Source organism: Catenulispora yoronensis, assembly GCF_039531695.1.
Lineage (GTDB): Bacteria > Actinomycetota > Actinomycetes > Streptomycetales > Catenulisporaceae > Catenulispora > Catenulispora yoronensis.
Window position 1 is genome coordinate 1 of the sequence record NZ_BAAAQN010000106.1, and the last position, 23,471, is coordinate 23,471.

17 protein-coding genes are annotated in these 23,471 nt (G+C 68.4%); 8 read left to right on the forward strand and 9 right to left on the reverse strand.

Annotated features, from left to right (window positions below; genetic code table 11):
* Positions 1 to 43: 43 nt before the first annotated feature.
* Complete coding sequence (locus ABD481_RS45035) at positions 44 to 3,826, forward strand: DUF6531 domain-containing protein (protein ID WP_344672086.1); 3,783 nt, start codon at positions 44 to 46, stop codon at positions 3,824 to 3,826.
* A 4-nt stretch (positions 3,827 to 3,830) separates the two neighbouring features.
* The gene (locus ABD481_RS45040) at positions 3,831 to 4,238 is read left to right on the forward strand and encodes a hypothetical protein (RefSeq protein WP_344672087.1); all 408 of its coding nucleotides are present in this window, start codon (positions 3,831 to 3,833) and stop codon (positions 4,236 to 4,238) included.
* A 27-nt stretch (positions 4,239 to 4,265) separates the two neighbouring features.
* Here ABD481_RS45040 and ABD481_RS45045 read toward each other — a convergent pair whose 3' ends face one another.
* The 4 genes from ABD481_RS45045 to ABD481_RS45060 all read right to left on the reverse strand — a co-directional run bounded on the left by ABD481_RS45045 (position 4,266) and on the right by ABD481_RS45060 (position 8,246).
* Entirely contained in the window at positions 4,266 to 4,820 is a 555-nt protein-coding gene (locus ABD481_RS45045; RefSeq protein WP_344672088.1) for a P-loop nucleotide/nucleoside kinase family protein, read from the reverse strand.
* Between the two features lie 6 nt (positions 4,821 to 4,826).
* On the reverse strand, positions 4,827 to 5,828 hold the full coding sequence (locus ABD481_RS45050) for a hypothetical protein (RefSeq protein WP_344672089.1): 1,002 nt from the start codon (positions 5,826 to 5,828) through the stop codon (positions 4,827 to 4,829).
* Positions 5,829 to 6,031: 203 nt separating this feature from the next.
* On the reverse strand, positions 6,032 to 6,667 hold the full coding sequence (locus tag ABD481_RS45055) for a hypothetical protein (protein ID WP_344672090.1): 636 nt from the start codon (positions 6,665 to 6,667) through the stop codon (positions 6,032 to 6,034).
* A gap of 61 nt (positions 6,668 to 6,728) precedes the next feature.
* Positions 6,729 to 8,246, reverse strand: coding sequence for an MFS transporter (locus tag ABD481_RS45060; protein ID WP_425559427.1), 1,518 nt, complete (start codon positions 8,244 to 8,246; stop codon positions 6,729 to 6,731).
* Between the two features lie 142 nt (positions 8,247 to 8,388).
* Between ABD481_RS45060 and ABD481_RS45065 the strand changes: the two genes are divergently transcribed.
* Positions 8,389 to 8,868: a MarR family winged helix-turn-helix transcriptional regulator gene (locus tag ABD481_RS45065; RefSeq protein WP_344672091.1), complete on the forward strand. Its 480-nt coding sequence runs from the start codon at positions 8,389 to 8,391 to the stop codon at positions 8,866 to 8,868.
* A 55-nt stretch (positions 8,869 to 8,923) separates the two neighbouring features.
* On the opposite strand, the gene ABD481_RS45070 is transcribed toward ABD481_RS45065, so the two are convergent.
* The gene (locus tag ABD481_RS45070; RefSeq protein WP_344672092.1) at positions 8,924 to 10,405 is read right to left on the reverse strand and encodes a flavin-containing monooxygenase; all 1,482 of its coding nucleotides are present in this window, start codon (positions 10,403 to 10,405) and stop codon (positions 8,924 to 8,926) included.
* Between the two features lie 153 nt (positions 10,406 to 10,558).
* Between ABD481_RS45070 and ABD481_RS45075 the strand changes: the two genes are divergently transcribed.
* Entirely contained in the window at positions 10,559 to 11,956 is a 1,398-nt protein-coding gene (locus ABD481_RS45075) for a cytochrome P450 (RefSeq protein ID WP_344672093.1), read from the forward strand.
* On the opposite strand, the gene ABD481_RS45080 is transcribed toward ABD481_RS45075, so the two are convergent.
* Positions 11,931 to 12,677 (reverse strand): lysophospholipid acyltransferase family protein, encoded by a 747-nt coding sequence (locus ABD481_RS45080; RefSeq protein WP_344672094.1) that lies wholly within the window; start codon positions 12,675 to 12,677, stop codon positions 11,931 to 11,933. The two genes, ABD481_RS45075 and ABD481_RS45080, sit on opposite strands and share 26 nt — an antisense overlap.
* Positions 12,674 to 12,910: a hypothetical protein gene (locus tag ABD481_RS45085; protein ID WP_344672095.1), complete on the reverse strand. Its 237-nt coding sequence runs from the start codon at positions 12,908 to 12,910 to the stop codon at positions 12,674 to 12,676. Before ABD481_RS45085 ends, ABD481_RS45080 begins: the two co-directional genes overlap by 4 nt.
* Before the next feature lie 133 nt (positions 12,911 to 13,043).
* Between ABD481_RS45085 and ABD481_RS45090 the strand changes: the two genes are divergently transcribed.
* Positions 13,044 to 13,964 carry a metal-dependent hydrolase gene (locus tag ABD481_RS45090; RefSeq protein ID WP_344672096.1) on the forward strand — a complete coding sequence of 307 codons (921 nt, stop codon included), beginning with the start codon at positions 13,044 to 13,046 and terminating at the stop codon, positions 13,962 to 13,964.
* On the opposite strand, the gene ABD481_RS45095 is transcribed toward ABD481_RS45090, so the two are convergent.
* Complete coding sequence (locus ABD481_RS45095) at positions 13,913 to 14,908, reverse strand: patatin-like phospholipase family protein (RefSeq protein ID WP_344672097.1); 996 nt, start codon at positions 14,906 to 14,908, stop codon at positions 13,913 to 13,915. The two genes, ABD481_RS45090 and ABD481_RS45095, sit on opposite strands and share 52 nt — an antisense overlap.
* A gap of 95 nt (positions 14,909 to 15,003) precedes the next feature.
* Between ABD481_RS45095 and ABD481_RS45100 the strand changes: the two genes are divergently transcribed.
* The gene (locus tag ABD481_RS45100) at positions 15,004 to 16,842 is read left to right on the forward strand and encodes an AMP-binding protein (protein WP_344672098.1); all 1,839 of its coding nucleotides are present in this window, start codon (positions 15,004 to 15,006) and stop codon (positions 16,840 to 16,842) included.
* On the opposite strand, the gene ABD481_RS45105 is transcribed toward ABD481_RS45100, so the two are convergent.
* Positions 16,808 to 19,510, reverse strand: a complete 2,703-nt coding sequence (locus tag ABD481_RS45105) for an MGH1-like glycoside hydrolase domain-containing protein (RefSeq protein ID WP_344672099.1) — start codon at positions 19,508 to 19,510, stop codon at positions 16,808 to 16,810. The genes ABD481_RS45100 and ABD481_RS45105 overlap by 35 nt on opposite strands.
* A gap of 183 nt (positions 19,511 to 19,693) precedes the next feature.
* Here ABD481_RS45105 and ABD481_RS45110 point away from each other — a divergent pair, with 183 nt between their 5' ends.
* Both ABD481_RS45110 and glgB read left to right on the forward strand, forming a co-directional pair.
* Complete coding sequence (locus ABD481_RS45110; RefSeq protein ID WP_344672100.1) at positions 19,694 to 21,031, forward strand: glycosyltransferase family 4 protein; 1,338 nt, start codon at positions 19,694 to 19,696, stop codon at positions 21,029 to 21,031.
* 17 nt (positions 21,032 to 21,048) lie between these two features.
* The gene (glgB, locus tag ABD481_RS45115) at positions 21,049 to 23,004 is read left to right on the forward strand and encodes a 1,4-alpha-glucan branching protein GlgB (protein ID WP_425559426.1); all 1,956 of its coding nucleotides are present in this window, start codon (positions 21,049 to 21,051) and stop codon (positions 23,002 to 23,004) included.
* Positions 23,005 to 23,471: the final 467 nt, after the last annotated feature.

Consider the following 23,471-nt stretch of genomic DNA (forward strand, 5'->3'; position numbering starts at 1 on the left):
CGTCGGGGAGGCGCTGGCCGACTGGGGCGGGAAGATCGCCGAGGTGGCGAACGATCTTGCTCCGTTCCTGGACGTCTTGGCGCTGGCGACGTCTTGGATCCCGGGTGTGGATGTGATCACCGCCGGCCTGGCCGAGGCGGACAATCTGATCGCGTTGGCGGGCACCGGCATGCAGATTGTCGGCGACGGGATGCAAGGCCATTGGGGTGACGCTTTGATGGGCGCCGGGATGCTCGGCGCTACGTTCCTGGGCGGCAAGGCGATCTCGAAGCTGGGCGGGAAGGCCTTCGAGTCGATGTCCTCGAAGTTCGGCAAGGAAGCTGAGGGCGCGGAGAACGCGGCCGGCGCCCGCGCTCGTACTGCGGAAGGCAGCAGGGACGCGCAGACTGACCGCGACCCGGTGGATGTGGTTTCCGGATGGATGCTTACCGACGCCGTCGATGTCGATCTGCCCGGGGTCCTTCCTCTGGTGCTGCGCCGTGCGTATGCCTCTGGCTACTCGGCCGGCCGGTTGTTCGGGCCTGGCTGGTCCTCCACACTGGACCAACGGCTGTCGATCAACGAGTTCGGCATCCATTTCGCTGGGGACGACGCCCAGCGTCTGGACTACCCGATACCTGCTTACGGCATCGAGGTGCTGCCCCAGAGGGGCAGCCGTTGGCCCCTGGTGTGGGATCGACAGACTGATGAGATTCAGATCAGCGACGCGTGGTCGGGACGTACTTACCACTTCTCGACGGTGCACTATCGGGTGTCGGCGGGCCAGATTCGGGATCTGACCGAGATATCGGACCGCAACGGCAATCGGATCCGGATCATGCGTGACGCGTACGGCAATCCGCACTCGGTTGAACACGCCGGCTACCGGGTCGCCGTCGAGACGAGCCCTACGGTGGCCGGGCCGCGTATCGCTGCGCTGCGGCTTCTGGATGGTTCCGCGTCCGGAGTGATGCTGCGTCGGTTCGAGTACGACGATCGTGGTCGATTGGTCGGTGTGCGAAACTCTTCCGATGTGCCGTTCTGCTACGAGTGGGACGAGCAGGACCGGATCGCTGCGTGGCAGGACCGTTCCGGCTATCGCTACAGCTACCACTATGATCATCTCGACCGGGTGATTCGGGGCGAGGGCGAGTTCCTGTCCGGGACGTTCGTCTACGACCCGGACAACCGGACCACCGTGGCGATTGACTCCCTCGGACACAAGACGACGTATCAGTACGACGAATACGGCCATGTCTGTGCCGAGACTGATCCGCTGGGCAATGCCAGCCGGACACAGACAGACCGCTATGGTCGGGTCCTGGTCCGTATCGATGCCGTTGGTGGCACCACCCGATACGAGTACGACGATGCTGGCGACGTCCGTCGCGTTGTGGCAAGCGACGGCGCTGCCACCACGTTCGACTACGACCTATGGCACCGGGTAGTGGCGGGAACCGCTCCCGATGGTGCGACGTGGCGCAGGCAATACGACGACTGCGGGAACGTGGTGGCCGTCGTTGATCCCGCTTCGACGGTGTCCACGTTCGAGTACTCCGACGGCGGAGCGCTGGTGGCGGTTTCCGATCCATCAGGGGCCGTCACCAGATTCAGCGTTGATCGAGCCGGTCTGCCCGTGGCCTGGATCGACCCGGCCGGAGGCGTGACGCGGATGGCTCGCGATGCCGCTGGTCGGGTGGTGCGGATCATTGATCCGCTTGGCGCCGTGACCTCGTACGGCTGGAGCGCCGAGGGTCGTCCGGAGTCCCGAACCGATCCGGACGGTGCGACTACCCGATGGCGGCATAACGCGGATGGCCGCCTCATCGAGGCTGTCGAGCCGACAGGAGCGACAACGGTCTTCGAACCCGGGCCGATGAATCTTCTTGTCGCGCGGACCGGTCCGGACGGCATCCGACATGCGTTCCTCTACGACCGCGAGTTGCGACTGCTCGAAGTAGCCACCTCGGCCGGGGCCACATGGAGCTATGCATATGATGCCGCAGGTCGGCTCACCCGCGAGGTCGACTATATCGGTCGCGTTCTTGGCTATGAGTACGACCGGGCAGGGCGTCTGACCGCGCGGGCGACGGGGATCAGCCAGCAGATCACGTTCGATTATGATGCAGCGGGCCGCATGACAGGCAGACGGACCGCAGAAGGCGAATTCGCCTACTGCTATGACCTGGTCGGCCGACTCACCTCCGCGACCGGCCCGGACTCGAGGATTGATTTTCAGTACGACGCGCTCGGTCAGCTTCTGGCCGAGACCGTTGACGGTCGTACCGTGAGTTACACGTACAACGATGCGGGGCAACGAGTTCGCCGGGTCACCGCGTCAGGCGCGGAGTCGACGTGGACCTTCGACGAGGCCGGGCGACCGGTTGGGTTGGCTGCGGGAGCAGGCCGGTTGACTGTGGATTACGATGTCTCGGGCCAGGAGACGCAGCGCGTGATAGGCGGCCTTGCTCGATTGAGCCGTGAATACGATGCTGTCGGGAGGGTGGTCTCGCAGAGCCTTCTGGCAGGGAGCGGGACAGCCGGCGATGTCGGTTCGTCTCGGTCTGGTGCGTCGGTGATTACCGGAACGCAGACGCTCCTGAGCCGTTCTTGGACATGGCGGGCTGATGGCGTTCCTGAGGAAATCCGCGACAGCCTCCGTGGTACTCGCCGCATTGTCTCCGACGTGGCGGGCCGGGTTACTGCCGTGAACGGTCGCGACTGGAGTGAGGCCTACGCCTATGATGCCTTTGGCAACCTCCTCCAGGACCGTGTCGGCGCGGCGCCGACAAATAGCGAGACGGACGACGCAACTGTCGCGGCCAGGACACTGATTCGGCGCGCGGGACGGACTCATTATGAGTACGACGATGCGGGGCGTCTGATCTCTGCGGTCCGTCGCACTCTGGACGGGCGTCGCAAGATCTGGAACTACACATGGGACTCCCAGGACCGACTGGTCCGGGCTGAGACTCCGGATAGTGGCACGTGGAGCTATAGCTACGATGCGCTCGGCCGCCGTACCGGCAAGCGCCGGATCGGCGGCGATGGCCTGCCGATCGAGCAGGTCCTCTTCACCTGGGATGGTTCCCGCCTGGCGGAGCAGCACAGTATCGCCCTCAGCGGTGAGCACAGTACGTTGACCTGGGATTATGACCCTGGCACATTCCATCCTGCGGCTCAGCGTCGCCGAAGCTGGGCGTCTGATGCGGATCAGCAGCTCATCGATGACGAGTTCCACGCCATCGTCACGGATCTGATCGGCGCGCCCACTGAGTTGGTCGCCCTCGATGGGCATATTGCCTGGTCTACCAGGACGACAGTCTGGGGCCGAATCGTCGGAACCGACGCCGAACCCGGACTCGACTGCCCCTTGGGCTTCCCTGGGCAGTACTGCGATGCCGAGACCGGCCTCCGCTACAACCTGAACCGCTACTACAACCCAGATGCCGGTGCCTACCTGACACCGGACCCTCTAGGCTTGGCGCCCGCGCCCAATGACCATGCCTACGTTTCCAACCCTCTCACTTCCAGTGACCCATTCGGGCTCTATGAGGACAAGCCTGGTGCCGGCGATGATCCTGCGGAGAAGCCGCTCCAGCTGATATACGAGGCCAATAAGAAGCACAGGTACAAGGCCTATGTAAACTCCAGAGGCCAAGTCGTGAGTCGGCTGCCTCGCGGCGATGCGCAAGAGATGCTGGAGAACTCGGTTCGGACCAAGGCCAAGGAGCGAATCGGCACTGAGCCGGGAACGGGCTTGGACGTCGTCTTCAAGCTGCATCTCACACAAGAGCACGAAGACAGAATTGTCGAGCACTGGCACGGATTCGTACCAGAGGATTGATGTGATGAGGATTCCAGCAGGGCATCAGCCGGAGCGTGCCAGCGGCTCGATCGTCGCGGTCAACTGGCCGACCGGCATTCAGCTCTACCGCGACTTCGGCGGCGAGCTGCCACCGGTCTACCGCGCGCGGCTCGCAGGCTGGCTTGAGGGATGGGTCTTTCGGCAAGGCAAGCGCGTCGAGGGGATGACAGCCGCTTACCTCCTGCTACAGATGGGAGCTGCGGGCACTCACGATGGACGCGGCGGTGACCATCTGCCGTTCCCTGTTATCGGCGTGGGCTACGGCTCGGATCCCGTTGCTCCTGACGACTCGGAGGAAGTGGAGCTGTCCGTGCTCGTTGCCGAAACCGTCACGCTGCTGCTGGCGGGACAGCTCACTGAGGTCCACGAAGGGCAGGATTTGCCCTGGTAGTTGAGGATCGCGCGTTCGAAGCGTTCGTCAACGCGGGCCGCGCGTGGCGAACTCAACGACGCGGTCCAATGTCGGCGTCCAGCCCTGCGTGGTGTCCACGACCAGGCAGGGGAGGTCCAACGAGATCGGGATCCACGACTCAATAGGCTGCTCTCCCTCAGCGATGCGGCGCAGAAAATCAGCATCCGCATGAACCGAGCGCGAGGGCTGTTCGGCGGCGCGGTGGGTGATGCGGGCGCGGGCGAGTTCGGGATCGACCACGCAGCGGATGACGCGGATGTCTCCCGGCTCGGTGAGCGGTTCGAGGCCTGGGCGCCAAAGCCGGTCCTGGAAGGCTGCCTCAGCGACGAGGCTCGTTCGCGATGCCAGGTGCGTGCTGACCGTGGCGAAGAACTCCTCAAGGGTCGCCAGGTCGAGATCCAGATTCTGGTCCTGTCCAGGATCCGCGGTAGCGGCAGCCAATCGCTCCTTGATCTCGTCACGGCACACCGTCGGCCAGCCGAGCGCGTCAGCCAGCGCGTGAGCCAGTGTCGTCTTGCCCGTCCCGGGCGGCCCGCTGACCGCGACCAGCGTCGCTCGCATCGTCATTCACCCCGAAACAATCGCGTCCCCGATCAACATCGCCGTCAGCAGCAAGTAGCCAGTGCTCAGAATCAGGACCCAGCGTCGGTTGAACGCAACCAGGGCGGCTGGGCCGACTTCGGCGTGCTGTATGTGCCAGGTGCGGACGGTCACCATGAGTGCGGACAGGATGTAGGCCAGGCAGGCGAGGTGGAGTTTGTCCAGGAGGGTTACGCCGTCGACGCTGCCGAGGGTGTTGGAGGCGGCGCCCATGTTGATGATGACGGCGAACATTGCTGTGCCCAGTATGCCGAGGCGGCCGGACATGGCGGCGGCGGTGTCCATGATGAGGAAGAAGGTGACGAAGGCGATGAGGAAGGCGGCGGCGGCTGGGGCGATCATCTTGGCGAAGCTCAGGTAGTTGTTGCGGATCAGGTAGACGTGGACCAGGAGGCGGGGGGCGCGCCAGCCGGTGTGGAGGGCGGGGTTGCCGAAGGTGGTGCGGTAGACGTAGTCGTCGGTGGTGACGGTGAGGTGGGAGATGCGGTACGGGGTCATGTCGATGCGGGGGTCGTCGGCCGACTGGCCGGCGTCGGCGATGTAGTGGAGGTCGTCGGCGCCGGTGTCGGCGTCTTCGATGTCGAAGGTCAGTTCGTGCTGGTCGAAGGGGAAGTCGAGCATGTTCCACTCGTGGCGGAAGGTGCCGGAGAGCAGTACGTAGGACCAGTTGCCGGGGCCGGGGCCGTTCTGGACGTAGTAGCTCTTGAGCTCCGTCGAGTCGGCGTTGAGCAGCCACAGGTGGTGCAGCGGCTCGTAGCCCCGGTCGGAGCACAGGGACCAGAGCCAGAGCTCTGCTTTGAAGCTTTTCGCGCTCATGTTCACGTCGTGCAGGCCCTGGAGGAAGGCTCCGAGACGGCAGGTGCGCGGTGCGGCGGCAGCACGGCTGTGTGCTGACGCCGCACCGCCGTGGCAGGACGCGATCACCAGGCCGAGCAGCAGGGTTGTCGAGAATCTCGCGAGTCTGCGCATGGTTCTCGACGCTCCGGCGGGTTTACGGGAAGAGGGGACGGCGTCCCTTTGTTTGCGGTTTCAACAGCTTAGGGAGGTCGAGGGCTGATTTGCCGACATGCCACGCGCTGAACCGCGACTGAGATCTAAGTGGAGGTCACAGTGGAGATCCATTGAGATCCCTATTGAGATCTCTGTTGTATTCACCACGCTATTCGTCCTCACTATGAGTCGTCACTGTGAGTCGTCACCGCCGCGACGCCAGGGAGCCGCTGGTCCTCAGCGGACGTCGGCACCATCCGCATCACCGACTGCGGCATCGCGCCGACGGTGAAGACGCGAACCTGTGGTCCGACCGTGACCACCGCGAAGGAAGCCATATCCGGAACCTGATCCGGCACCGCGATCTCGTGGACGCCGGCAGCGAGTTCGCCCTCGAACACCTTTTCCGAGGTGCTGGTCGGCTCCGGGGGCGTGAACGACGTGCCCCACAGCGCCTCGATGCTCACTTGGCTGAGGCCATCGCCCTCAGCCCCACCCTCCCCGCCGAGCACGACCCGAACGACCCGCCTGCCTTCCTCGTAAGTCACCTCGCCGACCTCGGGCAAGTCACGATAAGCAACAGCCTCGACCTGAGCCGCGATGACCCCCGGAATCCCCGCGAGCCCCTGCACCACCGCGACCCGGTCATTACGTCGTGCGATCTCCTCGCGCAGATACTGCTTGGTCTCCGGCGGCACCATTCCCCCGAAGACGACCACATCGAGCTCGGCCACGTCGTAGTCGTCCAACACGCTGTCGAACTGGTTGGTGACGTCGGCCTGAAAACCCTTGTCCCGCAACAGCTGCACCGCCGTCATCAGCACACTGGGACTACGCCCGACAATCAGTACACGAGCAATCATCTGTCCCTGATCTCCTTCACTCACTCCCGGCCGCGCCGTGCGCCGGATCCTCATGGGTGTTCTTCGTCGCCAGCGCGACGAGCGCCGAGGCGGCGGCGAACGCGGCCCCCGCGGCGAGTGCGTAGTGCATGCCGGACGTCGTTGCCTCCGGCACTGGCCGCCCCGCCCCCAGCAGGTGGTGCACCCGGGCCGCGCCGATGGCGGAGAAGATGGCCAGCCCCAGGGCGCCGCCGATCTGCTGCGAGGAGTTGAGCAGCGCCGCCGCCAGGCCGGCCCGCCCCGGCTCGACTCCGGCGTTGGCGGCGGTCGTCACGCCGACGAACACCGGGCCGATGCCGAACGCGACCAGCAGCAGACCCGGAAGGACGTGGGCCGCGTACCCGCCATCGACCGGGGCGCGGCTCAGCAGCAGGAGCCCGGCGGCCACCACCAGGGCGCCCGCCATGATCACCGGCCGGCTGCCGAACTTGGTCAGCAGCTTCGAACCGATCCCGGCCGAGACCCCGATGGCGAAGGTGAGCGGCAGGTACGCCGCCCCGGCGGCGATCGGCGAGTAGCCGAGGACGTTCTGCATGTAGAGCGTCAGGAAGTAGAACATGGAGAGCATGCCCGCGAAGCCGATGAGCCCGGTGAGGTTCGCCGCGGCCAGGCCCCGCACCCGGAAGATGTCCAGGGGCAGGATCGGGTCGGAGACGGTGCGTTCGACGACGACGAACACCGCCAGCACGACGACGGTCCCGCCCAGGCCGGCCCACGTCGCGGCCGCGCCCCAGCCCTGGTCGGGCGCCTTGACGAGGGTGTAGACCAGCAGCAGCATCCCGCCGGTGGCCAGCAGGCTGCCCAGGATGTCGAACCGGTGCGTCCGCGCCGCCGGGCGGTCCCGCGGCAGGACGGCGACGACGGCCGGGAGCACCAGCGCGCACGCGATCGGGTTGACGAACATGACCCAGCGCCACCCCGGGCCCTCGGTGAGCACGCCCCCGAGCAGGATCCCGGCCGCCGAGGCGAGCCCGGCCACACCGGCCCAGACGCCGAGCGCCGTCTGCCGGTCCTTCGTCGCGGTGAACGTGGTGGTGAGCGTGGACAGCGCGGCGGGCAGCATCAGCGCGGCGCCCAGCCCCTGTGCGAGCCGGGCGCCGATGAACAGGCCCGCGTCGCCGGCGAAGCCGCCGATCAGCGAGGAGACGCCGACCACGACGGTGCCCGCTATCAGGAGATTGCGACGGCCGAGCAGGTCGGCCAGCCGGCCGCCGAGCAGCATGAAGCCGCCGTAGGTCAGCAGGTAGGCGGACGGCACCCATTGCAGGGACTGCGCCGTGAAGTGCAGCGAGCGCAGGATGTGCGGCAGCGCGACGTTCGTGATGGACGCGTCGATGAAGTCGAGCAGGGCGACGGCGCAGAGCAGGGCGAGGATCCGCCGCCCGCGCCAGCTGCCCAGTGTCAGCCCGGTCGGCCCAGTCGGCCCGGTCTGAGCGGTCTGAGCGGTCTGAGGGTCCTGAGCTGTCGGAGAAGCCTGAGAGTCCCGAGAGTTCAGAGCAATCAACGAAATCGGAGCCGGCGGAGAAGTCGAAGGTTCACGAGGGGTCGGCACACGGCCTCCAGTGTTGGCGTGACCAATATTGGTGGCGCCAACATAGCAGGTGTTGGTGCGGCCAACAATGGGTACCCTGGACCGCATGCCCGTGCATCACGACCGGATCGGCCGCACCCCCGATCGCGTCAAGGACCGCCCGACCTGGCTGATCAGCCGCGCCTACGCCCGCTCCACGGCGCTGCTCGCCGAGGGCTTCGAGACCCACGGCGACGGCCTGCGCGGCCACCACTACCGCCTGCTCGCCGCCCTGGAGCAGTGGGGCCCCACCAGCCAGGCCGACCTGGGCCGGGCCACGGGCATCGACCGCAGCGACGTCACCGGCGCCCTCACCGAGCTGGAGGCGCGCGGCCTCGTCGACCGGAAGGTCGATCCGGCCCACAAGCGCCGCAACGTCGTCACCCTCACCCCCGCCGGCGCCGACGCGCTGCGCCGGCTCGACGGCGTGCTCGACGACATCCAGACCGCCGTGCTCGCTCCGCTGACCGCCGCGCAGCGACGTCAGCTCCTTGATCTGCTGGCCCGCATCGCCGGTGCCGACCGTGACGCCGATGTGATCGAATAGCGACGATCGGCCCGAGCCGCGATCATCAGTAATGATGGGTACTGACTAACACTGGCTAGCAGAAGGCATAGTCGCCCAAAGGGAAACTCGCGTTCTCCCGCAGCCCGCGCCACGCCGAACTCGGCCGCGCGATAGCCGGATCCCCATGCGGCGAGAAGTAGTACCCGTTGACGGCGGCGCACCCGGCCTGTCCGTAGATCGAGCCGTGTGCGGCCTCGCGCATCCGTTCGCCGAACTCGGCGTCGGCCTCCTCCCGGACCTCGAACGTCTCGGCGCCACGGCGGCGAAGCTCGCCGAACAGCCGCGCCATGTGGCGCATCTGCGACTCGACCGTCCAGAAATAGCACAAGCCGGTGTAGGAATACGGGCTGGTCATGCTGAGGAAGTTCGGGAAGCCCGGGATGCTCAAGCCCTGATAAGCCTGGAACCGCGTCGTGCGCCACCACTGGCCGAGGTCGCGGCCGTCGCGGCCCTCGACGCGGAAGGCGGGGAAGTTCTGGTCCCAGACGTCGAAGCCGGTGGCCAGGACCAGGACGTCGGCTTCCACCAGCGTTCCGTCGGCGACGCGCACCCCGTCCCGCTCCACCTGCTCGATCGCCTCGGTCACCAGGCGGACCCGCGGCTGCGCGAACGCCGCCAGGTAGGCGTTGGACGCCGTCGGCCGCTTGCAGCCGAAGGTGTAGCCAGGAGTCAGAGCACTGCGGGTCTCCGCGTCCGGGACCTGTGCCCGCAGATGGGCGCGGCCGAGAAGCTCGACCGCCTTGTTCGCCCACGGCGCTCGGCGGTAATGCTGTCCGCCGACGACAGTGATGAACTCCATCGCGGCGGCGTTGGCCAAGCGCGCCGCCTGGTGGGTGGCTGGGAGCAGCGCGAACAGCCGGGCGGCCGCGCGGGGGATCGGGACGTCCACCCTCGGCAGGACCCAGACCGGCGTCCGCTGGAACACGGTCACCGTCCGCGCGCGCCGTGCGATCTCCGGCACGGCCTGGACCGCGCTGGCGCCGGTGCCGATGACGGCGACCCGGCGGCCGTCCAGGTCGTGGCCGTCGTCCCAGTACGCGGTGTGCAGGACCGGGCCGGCGAAGTCGTCCAGCCCGGGGATGTCAGGCCTCTTCGGCTGCGACAGCGAGCCGGTGGCGGTGACCAGGAAGCGCGCGGTCAGCTCGCGGCCGTCCTGGAGGCGGACGCTCCAGTGCTCGGCCGCGGGCATCCAGCGCGCGCTGTCCACGGTGGTGCCGCACGACAGCGAGCCGCGCAGCCCGTACTTGTCCGTGACGTGCTCGGCGTAACGCAGAATCTCCGTGCCCGGGGCGTAGAGGCGCGACCAGTACGGATTGGGTTCGAAAGAGAACGAGTAGTTCGCCGACGGGATGTCCACCGCGACGCCCGGATACCGGTTGGCGCGCCAGACGCCGCCGACGCCGTCGCCGCGCTCCAGGATGGCGAGGTTCCGCAGTCCGAGCCGCCGGAACTGGATCGCCGCGCCGAGCCCGCCGAATCCGGCTCCGACGATGATCGCGTCGTGATGCGGCGCCAAGGTGTCCTCCGGTGGGTGCGGCGTGGTGCGGCGTGGTGCGGTGCGGCGTGGTGCGGCGTGTCGACTATTGATCCAGTATTCACTCCCAATGGTGTTGAATAGGGCATATCGCCCATGGCGCTTCCCTCGTCGCCTGACCCCGGGAGTCCTCCGATGGCCCTGCGCACCCTCGGCACCGCCCCTTGGAAAGCAGCATCGCTGCCCCGGCCCCGCTCCGGCGACGGACCGGGCGACCACGACCCGGCCGCGGTGTCCCGCGCGTTGTTCGAGCTGGGTTCTGCGGCTTGCCGCCGGGATCCGCACCCCGTTCTCAATGCCCTGCGGGAGGCGGGTCCGGTGCTGCGCACCCGCGAAGGGCTGCTCGTGGCGACCAGCCACGCCGTGGTGTCGCGGCTGCTGGCCGATCCGTCGTGGGCGATGATCGACGCCGGGTGGCGCGACGGCGTGACGCCCGGCTGGCAGGACAACGGGGCGCTGCGGATCATCCACGGCTCGCTGCTCGGGCTCGACGGCCCCGACCACGCGCGGCACCGGCGTCTGACCATCGGCGCGCTGACCCGCGCCGCGGTCGAGCGGCTGCGTCCCCGGCTGGCCGGGATCGTGGACCGGCTGCTGGACGAGTTCGTCGACGCCCTCCGCGCCGCCCCGAACTCTGCCGACCCGAACCCCGCCGGCGTCGGCGCCGCCGCCGACTTCCACCGGCTGGTCGCCGCCCGCCTGCCGGCCCTCGCCCTGTGCGCGCTGTTCGGCCTGCCCGAGTCCGACCACGGATTCCTGGCCGCCTGCGCCCGCGAGCTGGCGTACGCCCACGAGTTCGGCCCGTCGCGCGCGCAGCTCCGGGCCGCGGCCGAGCAGGCCGACGTGCTGACCAGGTACCTGCGCACGGTCCAGGCCGCCCCGGACGGGCTGCTGGCCGAACTGCGCCGCCAGGCCCCCGACCATCTCGACGACATCGTCGGGCTGGTCGGCGGCACGGTCGTGGTGGCCGGCTGGGAGACCACCACCTTCAGCCTGGGCGACGTCGTGTCGCTGCTGGCGCGGTTCCCCGACCAGGCCGAGCGCGTGCGGCAGGACCCGTATTTGGTCCGCTCCGCGGTCGAGGAGATGCTGCGCTTCGAGCCGCCGGTCCTGGCCGTCATGCGGCGCGCGACGGCGGCCGGGGAGCTCGGGGGCGAGGAGGTGGCCGTGGGGCAGCCGGCGTTGTTGCTCATCGGGGCGGCCCATCGCGACCCCGCTGCGTTTCCCGAGCCGGAGTACTTCGACGTAAGCCGGTTCGAAGCAGGCCGGGCTGAGGTCGGCCGTGCCGGGGTCGGTCATGCTGGAGTCGGCCATGCTGAGCTCGGCCGGGCCGGCGCCGAGGGTGCGCCGCCGCCCCGGGCCCTGACGTTCGGACGCGGCGCGCACCTGTGCGTCGGCATGCACCTGAACCGGCTGGAGGTCGAGCTGGTGCTGGCCGGCTTGCTGGAACGGCTGCCTGTCTGGAGCGCCGAGGGCGTCTACGCTCCGGGCCGCATCCTGCGTTCTTTCAGTTCCCTGACATTGCGGTGCTGAGATCGCGGGCATCGAGCCCGGCCTGGACCGCCTCGCGGGTCCGCGCTGCGACCGTCTCGACTCCGGACCGGTACGACTCCAACGTCCCGTTCCGCGCGGCCGGGACCCGGATCGGCGCGCCGAACCGGATCGTGACCCGGGCCGGGAACGGGATGAGGCCGGCCGGCCCGAGCCAGGGGAAGACCGGCGTCACCGGGAAATAGGGCAGGCGCAGCAGTCGGGCCAGCGGCGGGCAGTCGGCGAGCATGCGGTAGAAGTCCTCGGCCCCGACCACCGAGATCGGGACGATCGGGACCTCGGCCGCCATCGCCACCGCCGCGAACCCGCCGCGGCCGAAGTCCTGGACCTGATACCGGTCGGCATACAGCTTTCCCAGGCCCCGTATGCCCTCGGGATAGACCAGCAGCAGTTCGCCGGAGCGCAGCAGGTGCTTGGCGACGGCGCTGTCCATCGGCCAGAACCGTCCGGTAGCGCGGGCCCAAGCACCCACGCCCGGCCAGCTGAAAAGCAGCTCGTCCGCGATGTTGTGCACCGTCCTCGGCGCCGGGTGGCGTCGTCGCAGTGCGTCCATGATGAGCAGGGTGTCGAAGGGCAGCACCCCGGAGTGGTTGGCCACGAGCAGCGCGCCGCCCTCGGCGGGGACGTGCTCCAGCCCCACGGCCTGCATCCGGAAGTACTCGGCGCAGGCCCGGCCGGCCAGCTCCAGGGACAGCGCCGTCATCGGGCTCCGGCCGCGAGCGCCTCGGCGGCCTCGGCCAGCGGCAGATCGACGACCTGTTCGACCTCCGACTCGCCGACCTGGAACTCGCGGCAGGCGACTGTGATGAACTCCTCGATGGCCAGGGAGTCCAGTTCCACCTGGCGCAGCGTCGCCTCGGGCCGCACGAGGTCGGGATGGATCTCCAGCCGGCCGGTGAGGATCGTGGCGAGGCGGGCGTAGGGGTCGCTCGGCATGATGCTCCTGGGTTCTCCTGAGAAGGGATGGCTGTGGGCCAGCCTAAATGAGGCATCTGTCGGCAGACAGCGACATTACCTCGATTGGATCAGTTTTCTTCGAGTTCGGGAGATCAGTCCTGATGATGAGGATATGGACTTGTACCCGCGCAGACCTCGATTCGACTGGGCCGCCACTCCGCTGCACTGGGTCCCCGACGACGCCTGGACCACCCACGCCTACAACGCGCTGCACCTGCTGCTGCCGGCCGGCGAGCGCTGGATGGTCCGGGTCTTCAAGGAGGCTCTGCCCAGCGTCCAGGACGAGGAGTTGCGCGCCACCATGCGCGGCTTCATGGGCCAGGAGGGCTCGCACGCGGCCGCGCACGACGCCTTCGTCCGGCAGCTCGCGGCCGACGGCATCGACGTCTCCGGGGCGCTGCGCTGGGCCGAATGGGGGTTCCGCCGCCTGCTGGGACCGGGGATCATGCCCGGCTGGCGGCGCGAGCGCTGGCTCGCCGAGCGCCTGGCGCTCGTCGCCGCGATCGAGCACGTCAACGCCGTGCTCGCGGAGCGGCTGCTGGACTCGGCGGAGCTGGAGCGGGCCGGCGCCGATCCGACGATGCTCGCGCTGCTCCGGTGGCACGGTGCCGAGGAGATCGAGCACCGTGCCGTCGCCGACGCCGTATATCAGCATATTGATGGTTCCTACCCTCGGCGGGTGGCGGCGATGGCCGTCGCCGTGCCGACGTTCGTCACGCACTGGGCGTTGTGCGCCTACGGCCTGGCGGCGGCCGACCCGGTGGTGGGCCGGACGACCGGCTGGGGGAAGGTGCCCGGGTGGTGCGAGGCCCGGACCACCTTCGCGCTCGCCGACGGGGTCCGCAGAGGCCTGATTCCGACGCTGGAAGTGCGCGCGATGGTCGGATATCTGCGTCCTTCTTTTCGGCCGTCCGACAGCGGTTCGGACGAGCTTGCGCGCCAGTATCTGAACGCGGTCGCGGACTCGTTCCGGATGCCGCGTCAGGCCCAGACGGCGGCGGCCTCGTCGGCCCAGGCAGTGCCATGCGCGTAGCCGGCCTCGGCGCCGGCCGCGCGGGTGCCGGCGGCGAGGGGGTCGGGGCCGAAGGCGCGCAGGGCGGCCTCGTCCGGGGAAAGCACGCCGACCTTGCCGCGCAGCGTCTGCACCTGGCCGTCGAGATCCCGGTCCAAGGCCGCCATCGGGGCGATAACGAGGACGCGGTCGTGGCCGGCGGCGAGGTCCGCGTTGGTCATGGTGCGGATGGCGCCGTCGAGGTAGCGGGCAGCGCCGATGGTCGCGGGCGGCCAGGCGCCGGGGAGGGCGCAGCTGGCGGTGAGGGCGTCGACGAGCGGCACGCCGCTGTCGCGGTCGAACAGCGCGGTGCGGCCTGTCGCGGCGTCGACGGCGACGACCACCAGGCGGCGCTCGGGCCAGCGTGGGGTGGCGGATGCCGTTGGCGTGCCGGGTGCGGCTGCCGGGACGGTCGAGATGGCCGAGACAGCCGAGGTGGACACGGTAGCCGAGGCGGACACGGCAGCCGAGACGGGCACGGCAGCCGAAGTGGGCACAGCGGGCGCTGCGGTCGCTGTGGGCGCTGCGGCCACGGCGGGAACGCGAGCCCGGATGACCGCCGCGCGCTCGGCCTCGGAGACGGTCCTGGCGGCGAGCGCCAGCCGGCCCGCGGCCCGGCCGCGTTCCTCGGGGTCGGCGATGTCGATGAAGACCGACCAGCTGGCCAGCAGCGCCTCGAAGCCGACCGGGCTGGGCAACTCAGGGGTCTGCGCTTCGGGGTCGGTCTGGCGGCGCAGCAGGTCCCTGACAGCCGCTTTGCCGCCGGCCAGATGCGCGCCGGCCACAGCGCCGGCCGAGGTGCCGACCACCAAATCGGCGTCGGCGACCGGCACGCCGGCGTCGATGAGGGCGGCCAGGACCCCGGCGGTCCAGGCGATGCCGGCGACCCCGCCGCCGCCGAGCACCACCGCGCGCGATTCCGTCATGGGATGTCTCCTGTTCGTCGTCGGCGGGGCTCGCCGCTCTTGTCAACTACTTTATATAATCTGGGGCGGGGCCACCGATCATGAAGGGACCGCCGATGGGCAAGCCGAGCTGGATCGCCGACATCCTCGACGCGTATCGGGACGACCCCCGGACCGCGTTCGGCTTTCGGGGCGACGACGGCGTGTGGACCATGCAGAGCCGGCATGAGGCTCAGCTCGCGATCCGGGCCGCCGCCGCGGGCTTGGCGGACGCCGGGCTGCGGCCCGGCGCGCGCTTCCTGCTGATCGCCGACGAGCCGCGGGACTTTGTCGCGCCGTTCCTAGGCGCGGCGGCTTCGGGGCCGGTGGCGGTGCCGGTCCCGCCGCCGCCACGGTTCGCGGCGGCGGGCGTGGCGTGGCTCCGGACGCTGAGGGCGTTGGCTGACGCGACCGGCGCCGAGGCGGTCTGCGGATCGGCGGCGGCTTTGGCGGCGTTGGAAGCGCTTGAGGGTGAGGCCGACAGTGCTCTTGAAGGCGGGACCGACAGCGTTCTTAAGAGCGGGGTCGACAATGCTCTTGAGAGCGGAGCTGAGGAAGCGGACACCGAGCGGCTGGGGCTGCGCCCGGTGGCGGTCGAGTCGATCGTCGGCGGCGAACCGTCGGCGGCGCGGTTGGTGCCGTACGACCCGGAACGACTCGTCTACGTGCAGGCGAGCAGCGGCAGCACCTCCCGGCCCAAGGCGGTCGCCGCCCGCGCCGGTGCGCTGCTGGCCAACAGCGGGGCGATGGCCGAACACTGGACCGCCGAGGGGATCGCGGGCGGCTTCTTGTCGTGGCTGCCGTTCAACCACGACATGGGCCTGGTGGCCTTCCTCATCGCGCCCTTCTGCACGCAGTCCTCGTGCTTCTTCATGCCGACCAAGGCGTTCGCCCGCGACCCGCGCGTCTGGATGAAGGCGATGCAGGAGACCGGTGCGTCCATCACCTACGCGCCGAACTTCGCGTTCGCCGTGGCCGCTCGGCGGGCCGCCACCGACCCGGAGGGGGTGGCGGCGCTCGACCTGCGCGGGGTGCGGGTCGTCGGCAGCGGCGGAGAATCGATCAACGCTGAGACGCTGGAGCAGTTCGCCGCCGTCTACGCCTCTGCGGGCTTCGACCGGTGCGTGCTGGCGCCCAGCTACGGCATGGCCGAGGCGACGGTCGGTGTGACCATCACCGAGCGGGGAGCTGGAGTCCTGGCCGACACGGTGTCCGCGGACGAGGTGTCGGCCGGTCGGGCGGTGCCGGTGCTGATGCCAGTATCGGCGCCGGCGACGGACACGGACACGGACACGGACACGGACACGGACACGGCGAGCACCGTCACTTTCGTCAGCTGCGGCAAGCCGTTCTCGGGCCACGAGGCGTCCATCCGGGACGCCGACGGCACCCCTCTCGCCGACCGCACCATCGGCGAGATCTGGCTGCGCGGCCCCTCGAACGCCCACGAATACCTCGGCGACCCGGAGGCCACCGCCCGCACCTTCCGCGCCGACGGCTGGCTCCGCACCGGCGACCGCGGCTACCTCGCCGACGGCCACCTGTACGTCGTCGGCCGCATCAAGGACCTGCTGATCATCAACGGCTGCAACACCGATCCCCAACTGGTCGAATGGCTCGTCGAGGCCCTGCCCGGCGTCCGCCCCGGCGGCGTGGTGGCCTGCACCCGCCAAGGCCCGCAGACCGAGCAGCTCGTCGTGGTCGCCGAATGCCACCGCTCGGCCGCCGCCACCCTCCCCGGCCAGGTCCGCGACGCCGTGAGCCGGGCCCTGTCGCTGACGGCCCACGACGTGGTGGCGGTCCGCCCGGGCTCGATCCCGAAGACGACGTCGGGGAAGGTGCGGCGGCAGGAGACGCGGCGGCGGTACCTGGACGGGGAGCTCACGGTGCTGACTCGCGCCGCAGAATCAGGTTGATCACCAAAGCCGTCCACCCCGTCTGATGCGACGCGCCCAGCCCGGCGCCGGTGTCGCCGTGGAAGTACTCGTGGAAGGGGATGAGGTCGTGCCAGTCCGGGTTCTTCTGGAACAGCTCGTTCTCGCCGAACACCGGACGGCGGCCGTCCGCGTCGTTGAGGAACAGCGACACCAGGCGGCGTGACAAGTCGTCGGCTATCTCGCCGAGCGTCGCCTGGTGGCCCGGCATCCCGTTGACCGGATAGGGCAATCGCAGTTCGTCGCCGAAGAACCGGTGATGCCGGTCGAGAGCGTCGATCAGCATGTAGTTCACCGGGAACCAGATCGGGCCGCGCCAGTTGGAGTTGCCGCCGAACAGCGTCGTGCGCGACTCGGCCGGCTCGTAGCTGACGCTGTAGTCGGCTTCGCCGAGCCGGACGGTGAAGGGCTCGGCGAGGTGGGCGCGGGACAGGGCCCTGAGTCCGTGCGGGGACAGGAACTCGTCCTCGTCGAGCATGCGCCGCAGCAGCCGGGGGAACTGGTCGTGGCGGACCATCGTCAGCAGCCGCAGGTCACTGGTCGGCAGCATGCGGCCGTGCAGGACGTCGGCGTAGTGCGGCTTGTTGGTCCGGTACCAGGCGACTCGCTGTTCGAGCTCCGGGATCGCGGCCAGTGCGGCCGAGGACACCGTCGCGGTGGCGCTCAGCGGGAGCAGGCCGACCACCGAGCGGACGCGCAGCGGCACGCCTTCCTGCCCCGGGACACGGATCACGTCGTAGTAGAAGCCGTCCTCCTCGTTCCACAGGCCCTGCGTGTTGGCCGCCTCGACGATCAGCGCGAAATGCTCGAAGAACTTGGTGACCATCTCGCCGTAGGCGCTGTCCTCCGTCGCCAGGATCAGCGCCATGTCCATCATCGTCAGCGTGAACAGCGCCATCCACGCCGTGCCGTCGCTCTGCTCCAACTGCCCGCCTGCCGGGACGCCCGCACTGCGGTCGAAGGGCCCGATGTTGTCCAGGCCCAGGAATCCGCCCTCGAAGACGTTGTTGCCCTCGGCGTCCAGACGGTTGACCCACCACGTGAAGTTCAGCAGCAGCCGATGGAACACCCGCTTGAGGAAGCCGAAGTCCCGGCTGCCGTCGGCGGCGAAGACCTGGAGCGCGGCCCAGGCGTGGACCGGCGGGTTCACGTCGCCGAAGTTCCACTCATAGGCCGGCATCTGGCCGCTGGGGTGCAGGTACCACTCGCGGAGCAGGAGTTGCAGCTGCTGCTTGGCGAAGCCCGGATCCACCTTGGCGAGCGCGACGGCGTGGAAGGCCAGATCCCACGCCGCGAACCACGGGTACTCCCAGGTGTCGGGCATCGCGATGACGTCCCGCGCCGACATGTGCCACCAGTGCGCGTTGCGCCGCGCGCCGCCGCCGATCGGCGCCGAGTGGCCCGGATCGTGGTCCAGCCAGCGCGGCACGTTGTAGTGGTAGAACTGCTTCGACCACATCAGGCCCCCGACGGCCTGGCGCAGCACCATCGCTTCGTCGTCGGAGCACGAGCTGGGCGTGAGCGAGGCGAAGAACTCGTCGGCCTCCTGCTCGCGCCGCTCCATCACCTCGTCGAAGCCGCGGCCCAGGAGCTTGGCGCGGGTCGCCTGCGGGACGTCGGGTCCGGCCATGCGCAGCCGGAGACGGATCTCCGCGGACTTCCAGGGGCCGACGGTCAGGACATAGCGCAGCGCGGCTTTCGTGCCGACGCGCGCCGGGTTCACGGTCGGCGCGCCGTCGACGACGTGGTCGTTGATCCCGTCCTTCGGGAACTCGCTGTAACCGCCATAGCCCCACAGGCGCTCGCTGTTGGTCTCGTTGTCGCACACCAGCACTTCCGGGCTGCCCTCGCCGAACAGCGACAGGGGCCTGAGGTATTCGTGCTCGGCGACCAGGCGCGCGCCGTGGACCGTGATGCGGGGCATGGCCGGCTGGCCCGGCAGGCCCCAGGACCAGGTGTTGCGGAACCACAGGGTCGGGAGCACGTGGAGGGTGGCGGGTTCCAGCCCCATGTTCTCCACGCGCACGCGGATGCAGAGGTCGTGGGGACCGGCCTTCGCGTAGTCGGCGGTGATGGCCCAGTAGCGGTCCTCGTCGAATATCCCGGTATCGGCGAGCTCGTACTCGGGGTCGGTGCCGCCCAGGTTGCTGGTGGTGTCGAGCAGGTCGTGGTACGGGAACTCGCGCTGGGGGTAGTGGTACCGCCAGCGCATCCAGGAGTGGGTCGGAGTGGAGTCCAGGAACCACCAGTACTCCTTCACGTCCTCGCCGTGGTTGCCCTCCCGGCCGCTGACTCCGAACAGCCGCTCCTTCAGGATCGGGTCCACGCCGTTCCAGAACGCGAGCGCGAAGCAGAAGCGCTGCTGCTCGTCGCAGATTCCGCCGAGGCCGTCCTCGTTCCAGCGGTACGCGCGCGAGCGGGCGTGATCGTGGGGGAAGTAGTCCCAGGCGGTGCCGCCTTCGGAGTAGTCCTCGCGGACTGTGCCCCAGGCGCGCTCGGCGAGGTAGGGGCCCCAGTCCCGCCACGGGACGCGTGTGCTGTCGCTTTTGGTGCCGGCGCCGGCGCGCGGGGCGCTGGCGTCCGGGGCATTGGCGCCCGGGGCATCGGCGGCATCGGCGGCGCGTAGGCGAATGCGCTCGGCGTCTTCCATGCGACCCAGTGTGAACCCCGATCGTTTCCGGCGGTTTTCCCGGCGGCCGATGCCCGCGATTCCTGAACACGATGGCCTCACGCACGCAACGTGCGTGCAATGTCTTTCCACGATGCTGGTCGCACCGCCGAAAACACGCCTTGAGCGGACGGCATCCGTGATCCCTGACGAGGAGGCGATGTGATGACCGCGACGACGACAGCGGCGACTGCGACGACGACCGCGTTCCGCAAAAGGAAGATCCTCATGCTCTCCTGGGAGTACCCGCCGGTGATGGTCGGCGGGCTGGGGCGGCATGTCCACGCGCTGGCCACGACGCTGGCGCGGGCCGGGCACGATGTCACCGTGGCGACGCGGCATGCTCCCGGCGCGCCGCTGGACGAGGTTGTCGACGGGGTGCGCGTGGTGCGGGCGCCGGCCGATCCGCCGGTCATTCCGTTGGACACGGAGCATCTGCTGGCTTGGGCTGTTGCGTTCAACCACACTTTGACTCGAACCGCACTACACGCCGCCCGGGGCGAGGGGTTCGAGCTCGTGCACGCGCATGACTGGTTGGTTACGCACGCTGCAGTCACGGTCAAGGATTACTTGGGGATTCCGTTGGTGGCCACTGTCCACGCCACCGAGGCGGGGCGGCATCAGGGGTGGCTGCCCGGCGATCTGAACCGGGGCATTCATTCCATCGAGTGCTGGCTGGCGCAGGAGGCTGCGCGGGTACTGGTCTGCTCGCAGTACATGCGGCGCGAGGTATCGGTTCTGCTCGGCGCGCCGGAGTCGAAGATCGATGCGGTGCCGAACGGTGTGGACATGCCGCGCTGGCGGGCCGAGCCCAAGCAGATCGGCTTGGCGCGGGCGAAGTACGCCGGGGATGGTCCGCTGGTCGGGTTCGCCGGGCGGTTGGTGCATGAGAAGGGTGTTCAGCATCTGCTGCACGCGTTGCCGGAGCTGCGGCGGGCGCATCCCGGGCTGCGGGCCGTGATTTGCGGCGACGGGCCGAACCGGGGTGAGCTGGAGGATCTGGCGCGGCGGCTGGGGTTGGAGCACGCGGTGAGTTTTGGGGGGTTCGTCGGGTCGGCGTTGTCGGCGACGATGGCGGCCACGGACGCGATGGTCGTGCCGAGTCTGTACGAGCCGTTCGGGATGGTGGCGTTGGAGGCCGCGGCGGCCGGCGCGCCGTTGGCGGTGTCGGCGACTGGGGGGTTGGCCGAGATCGTCGAGCCGGGGGTCACGGGGATGACGTTCCCGGCGCGGGACGAGGGTGCGTTGGCGCGGTCGGTGTCGGCGTTGTTGGAGGATCGGCCGGGGGCGCGGCGGATGGTGGTCACGGCTAAGGCGATGGTGCGGCGGCGGTATGGGTGGAGGACGGTGGGGGAGCAGACGGTGGCGGCTTATGGGGCGGCGGTTGATGGGGTGGTGGGTGGGGTGGGGCCGGTGGGGTTGGAGGAGTTGTGGTTGGGGAGGCAGCAGCCTATTGCGATACCGGAGGGGAATTTGTTGGCTTCGGCGGGGCTGGCGGCTTGAGGGGGAGGGGAGGGGTTGTGAGTGCTTTTGAGAGTGAGGTTGGGGGAGGGAGTGCGGTTGAGAAGGTGAGTGCGGTTGAGAAGGGGGGTGCGGCTGGGGAGGGGGGTGCGGTTGAGAAGGCGAGTGCGGTTGGGAGGGTGAACTATTGGGACCGGTTCGGCGCGCACTTGGAGGAGGGGGGTGCGCGCTTCGGCGTGTGGGCACCGAACGCACGGCGGGTGCAGGTATCGGGCGACTTCAACGAGTGGGATCCGCATCGGGCTGTGGAGTTGAGCCGGGATGACTGGACCGGGTGCTGGTACGGGTTCGCCGAGGGGGCCGGTCAGTGGGATCGGTACAAGTATCGAGTGTTGTGCGCGGATGGGGTGTGGCGGCTGAAGGCTGATCCGGTGGCGTTTCATACCGAGACGCCGCCGGCTGGGGCTTCGCGGATCTTCGCGTCGGGGTACCAGTGGCAGGATGTTGATTGGATCAAGACGCGTCGGGACAGGGCCGGGGAGCACGCGGCGTTGCCGATGTCGGTGTATGAGGTGCATCTGGGGTCGTGGCGGCGGGGGCTGACGTATCGGGATCTGGCTACGGAGCTGGTGGATTATGTGCGGGGGCAGGGGTTCACGCATGTGGAGTTCTTGCCGGTGATGGAGCATCCGTACGGGGGGTCGTGGGGGTATCAGACCACTGGGTTCTTTGCGCCGACGTCGCGGTTGGGGCATCCGGATGAGCTGCGGTATTTGGTGGATCGGTTGCACCAGGCGGGGATCGGGGTGTTGTTCGACTGGGTTCCGGCGCACTTTCCGCGGGACGAGTGGGCGTTGGCGAGGTTCGACGGGACGGCGTTGTATGAGCATCCTGATCCGCGGAGGGGGGAGCATCCGGATTGGGGGAGTTTGATATTTGATTTTGGGCGGAGGGAGGTGCGGGAGTTTCTTATTGGGTCGGCGTTGTATTGGGTTGAGGAGTTTCATGCGGATGGGCTGCGGGTGGATGCGGTTTCGTCCATGCTGCATTTGGATTATTCGCGAGGGCCGGGGCAGTGGGAGCCGAATCGGTATGGGGGGACGGAGAATTTGGAGGCCACGGGGTTGTTGCGGGAGTTGAATGATGAGGTGCATGGGAGGTGGCCGGGGGTGGTGATGATTGCTGAGGAGTCGGCGGCTTGGCCGGGGGTGACGCGTGGGACGGGGGATGGGGGGTTGGGGTTTGATGTGAAGTGGAATATGGGGTGGATGAATGACACGTTGCGGTATGTGGTGCGGGATCCGGTGTATCGGAAGCATCATCATGGGGATTTGATGCAGCCTTCGACGTATGCGTTTGGGGAGAGTTATTTGTTGCCGTTGTCGCATGATGAGGTGGTGCATGGGAAGGGGTCTTTGGCGGGGAAGCAGCCTGGGGGGAGGGGGGTTCAGGTGGGTGGGTTGCGGGGGTTGTTGGGGTATCAGTGGGCTTTTCCTGGGAAGAAGTTGTTGTTTATGGGAGGGGAGTTTGGGCAGCGGGGGGAGTGGAGTGAGGAGCGGGGGTTGGAGTGGGGGGAGGGGGAGGGGTTGAGTGAGGGCTTGGGAGGCTTGGGAGTGGCGCGGCTGGTGGCGGATTTGAATGCGAGGTATTGCGAGAATTCGGCGTTGTGGAGTCGGGATGGGGATGCGAGTGGTACGCGGTGGTTGGTTTCGGATGCGGGGGCGAATGTGGTGGCGTTTGTGAGGTTTGGTCCGTATGGGGAGGGGACTGCGGTGGTGTGTGTTGCTAATTTTTCGGGGGTGCAGGTTCGGGATTGTTTGGTGGGGATGCCGTGGGCTGGGGTTTGGCGGGAGGTGGTTAATACTGATGCGGTTGTTTATGGGGGTGAGGGGGTTGGGAATTTGGGGGAGGTGGTTGCTGTGGATGGGGATTGGGAGGGGGAGGTGGCTTCGGCGCGGGTGACGGTTGGGGTTGGGGCGGTGGTGTGGTTGGTGGGGAGGGTTGGGGGTGGGTGAGGGGTTGGGTTTTGGGGTTGGGTTTTAGGGTTGTTTTTGTTTTTCGCTTTTGCCTTTGCCTTTGCCTTTGCCTTTGCCTTTGCTTTTGTCTTTTGTCTTTGTCTTTTGGTTTTGCCTTTTGGGTTTGGGTTTGGGTTTGGGTTTTGCGGTTGAGGTTTTGTTTTTGTGGGTGAGGTTTGGTTTGGCTTTTGGGGTTGAGGCTGGGGTTAAAGTCAAAAGCTGGGTAAAGCAGGCGCTTCCAGCGGGGGCCTCGGATCCCTCGGGGAACTGGCGCCGGCTCCATAGGGGGGTGACTGCTAGTCCCTGCGCTGGCGGTTCGTGAGGTGGGGGTTCGTTCCCCTCGGTCCCGTCGGCAGCCCTACGGGTACAGCGCCGCCGCCCGGGTGTCAAGTCCACGCGCTTGCTTTTGAGGTGTTGGCGGCGGTTGCGTACAGCGTGGACTGGACACCCGGTCGGCGGCACTGTAG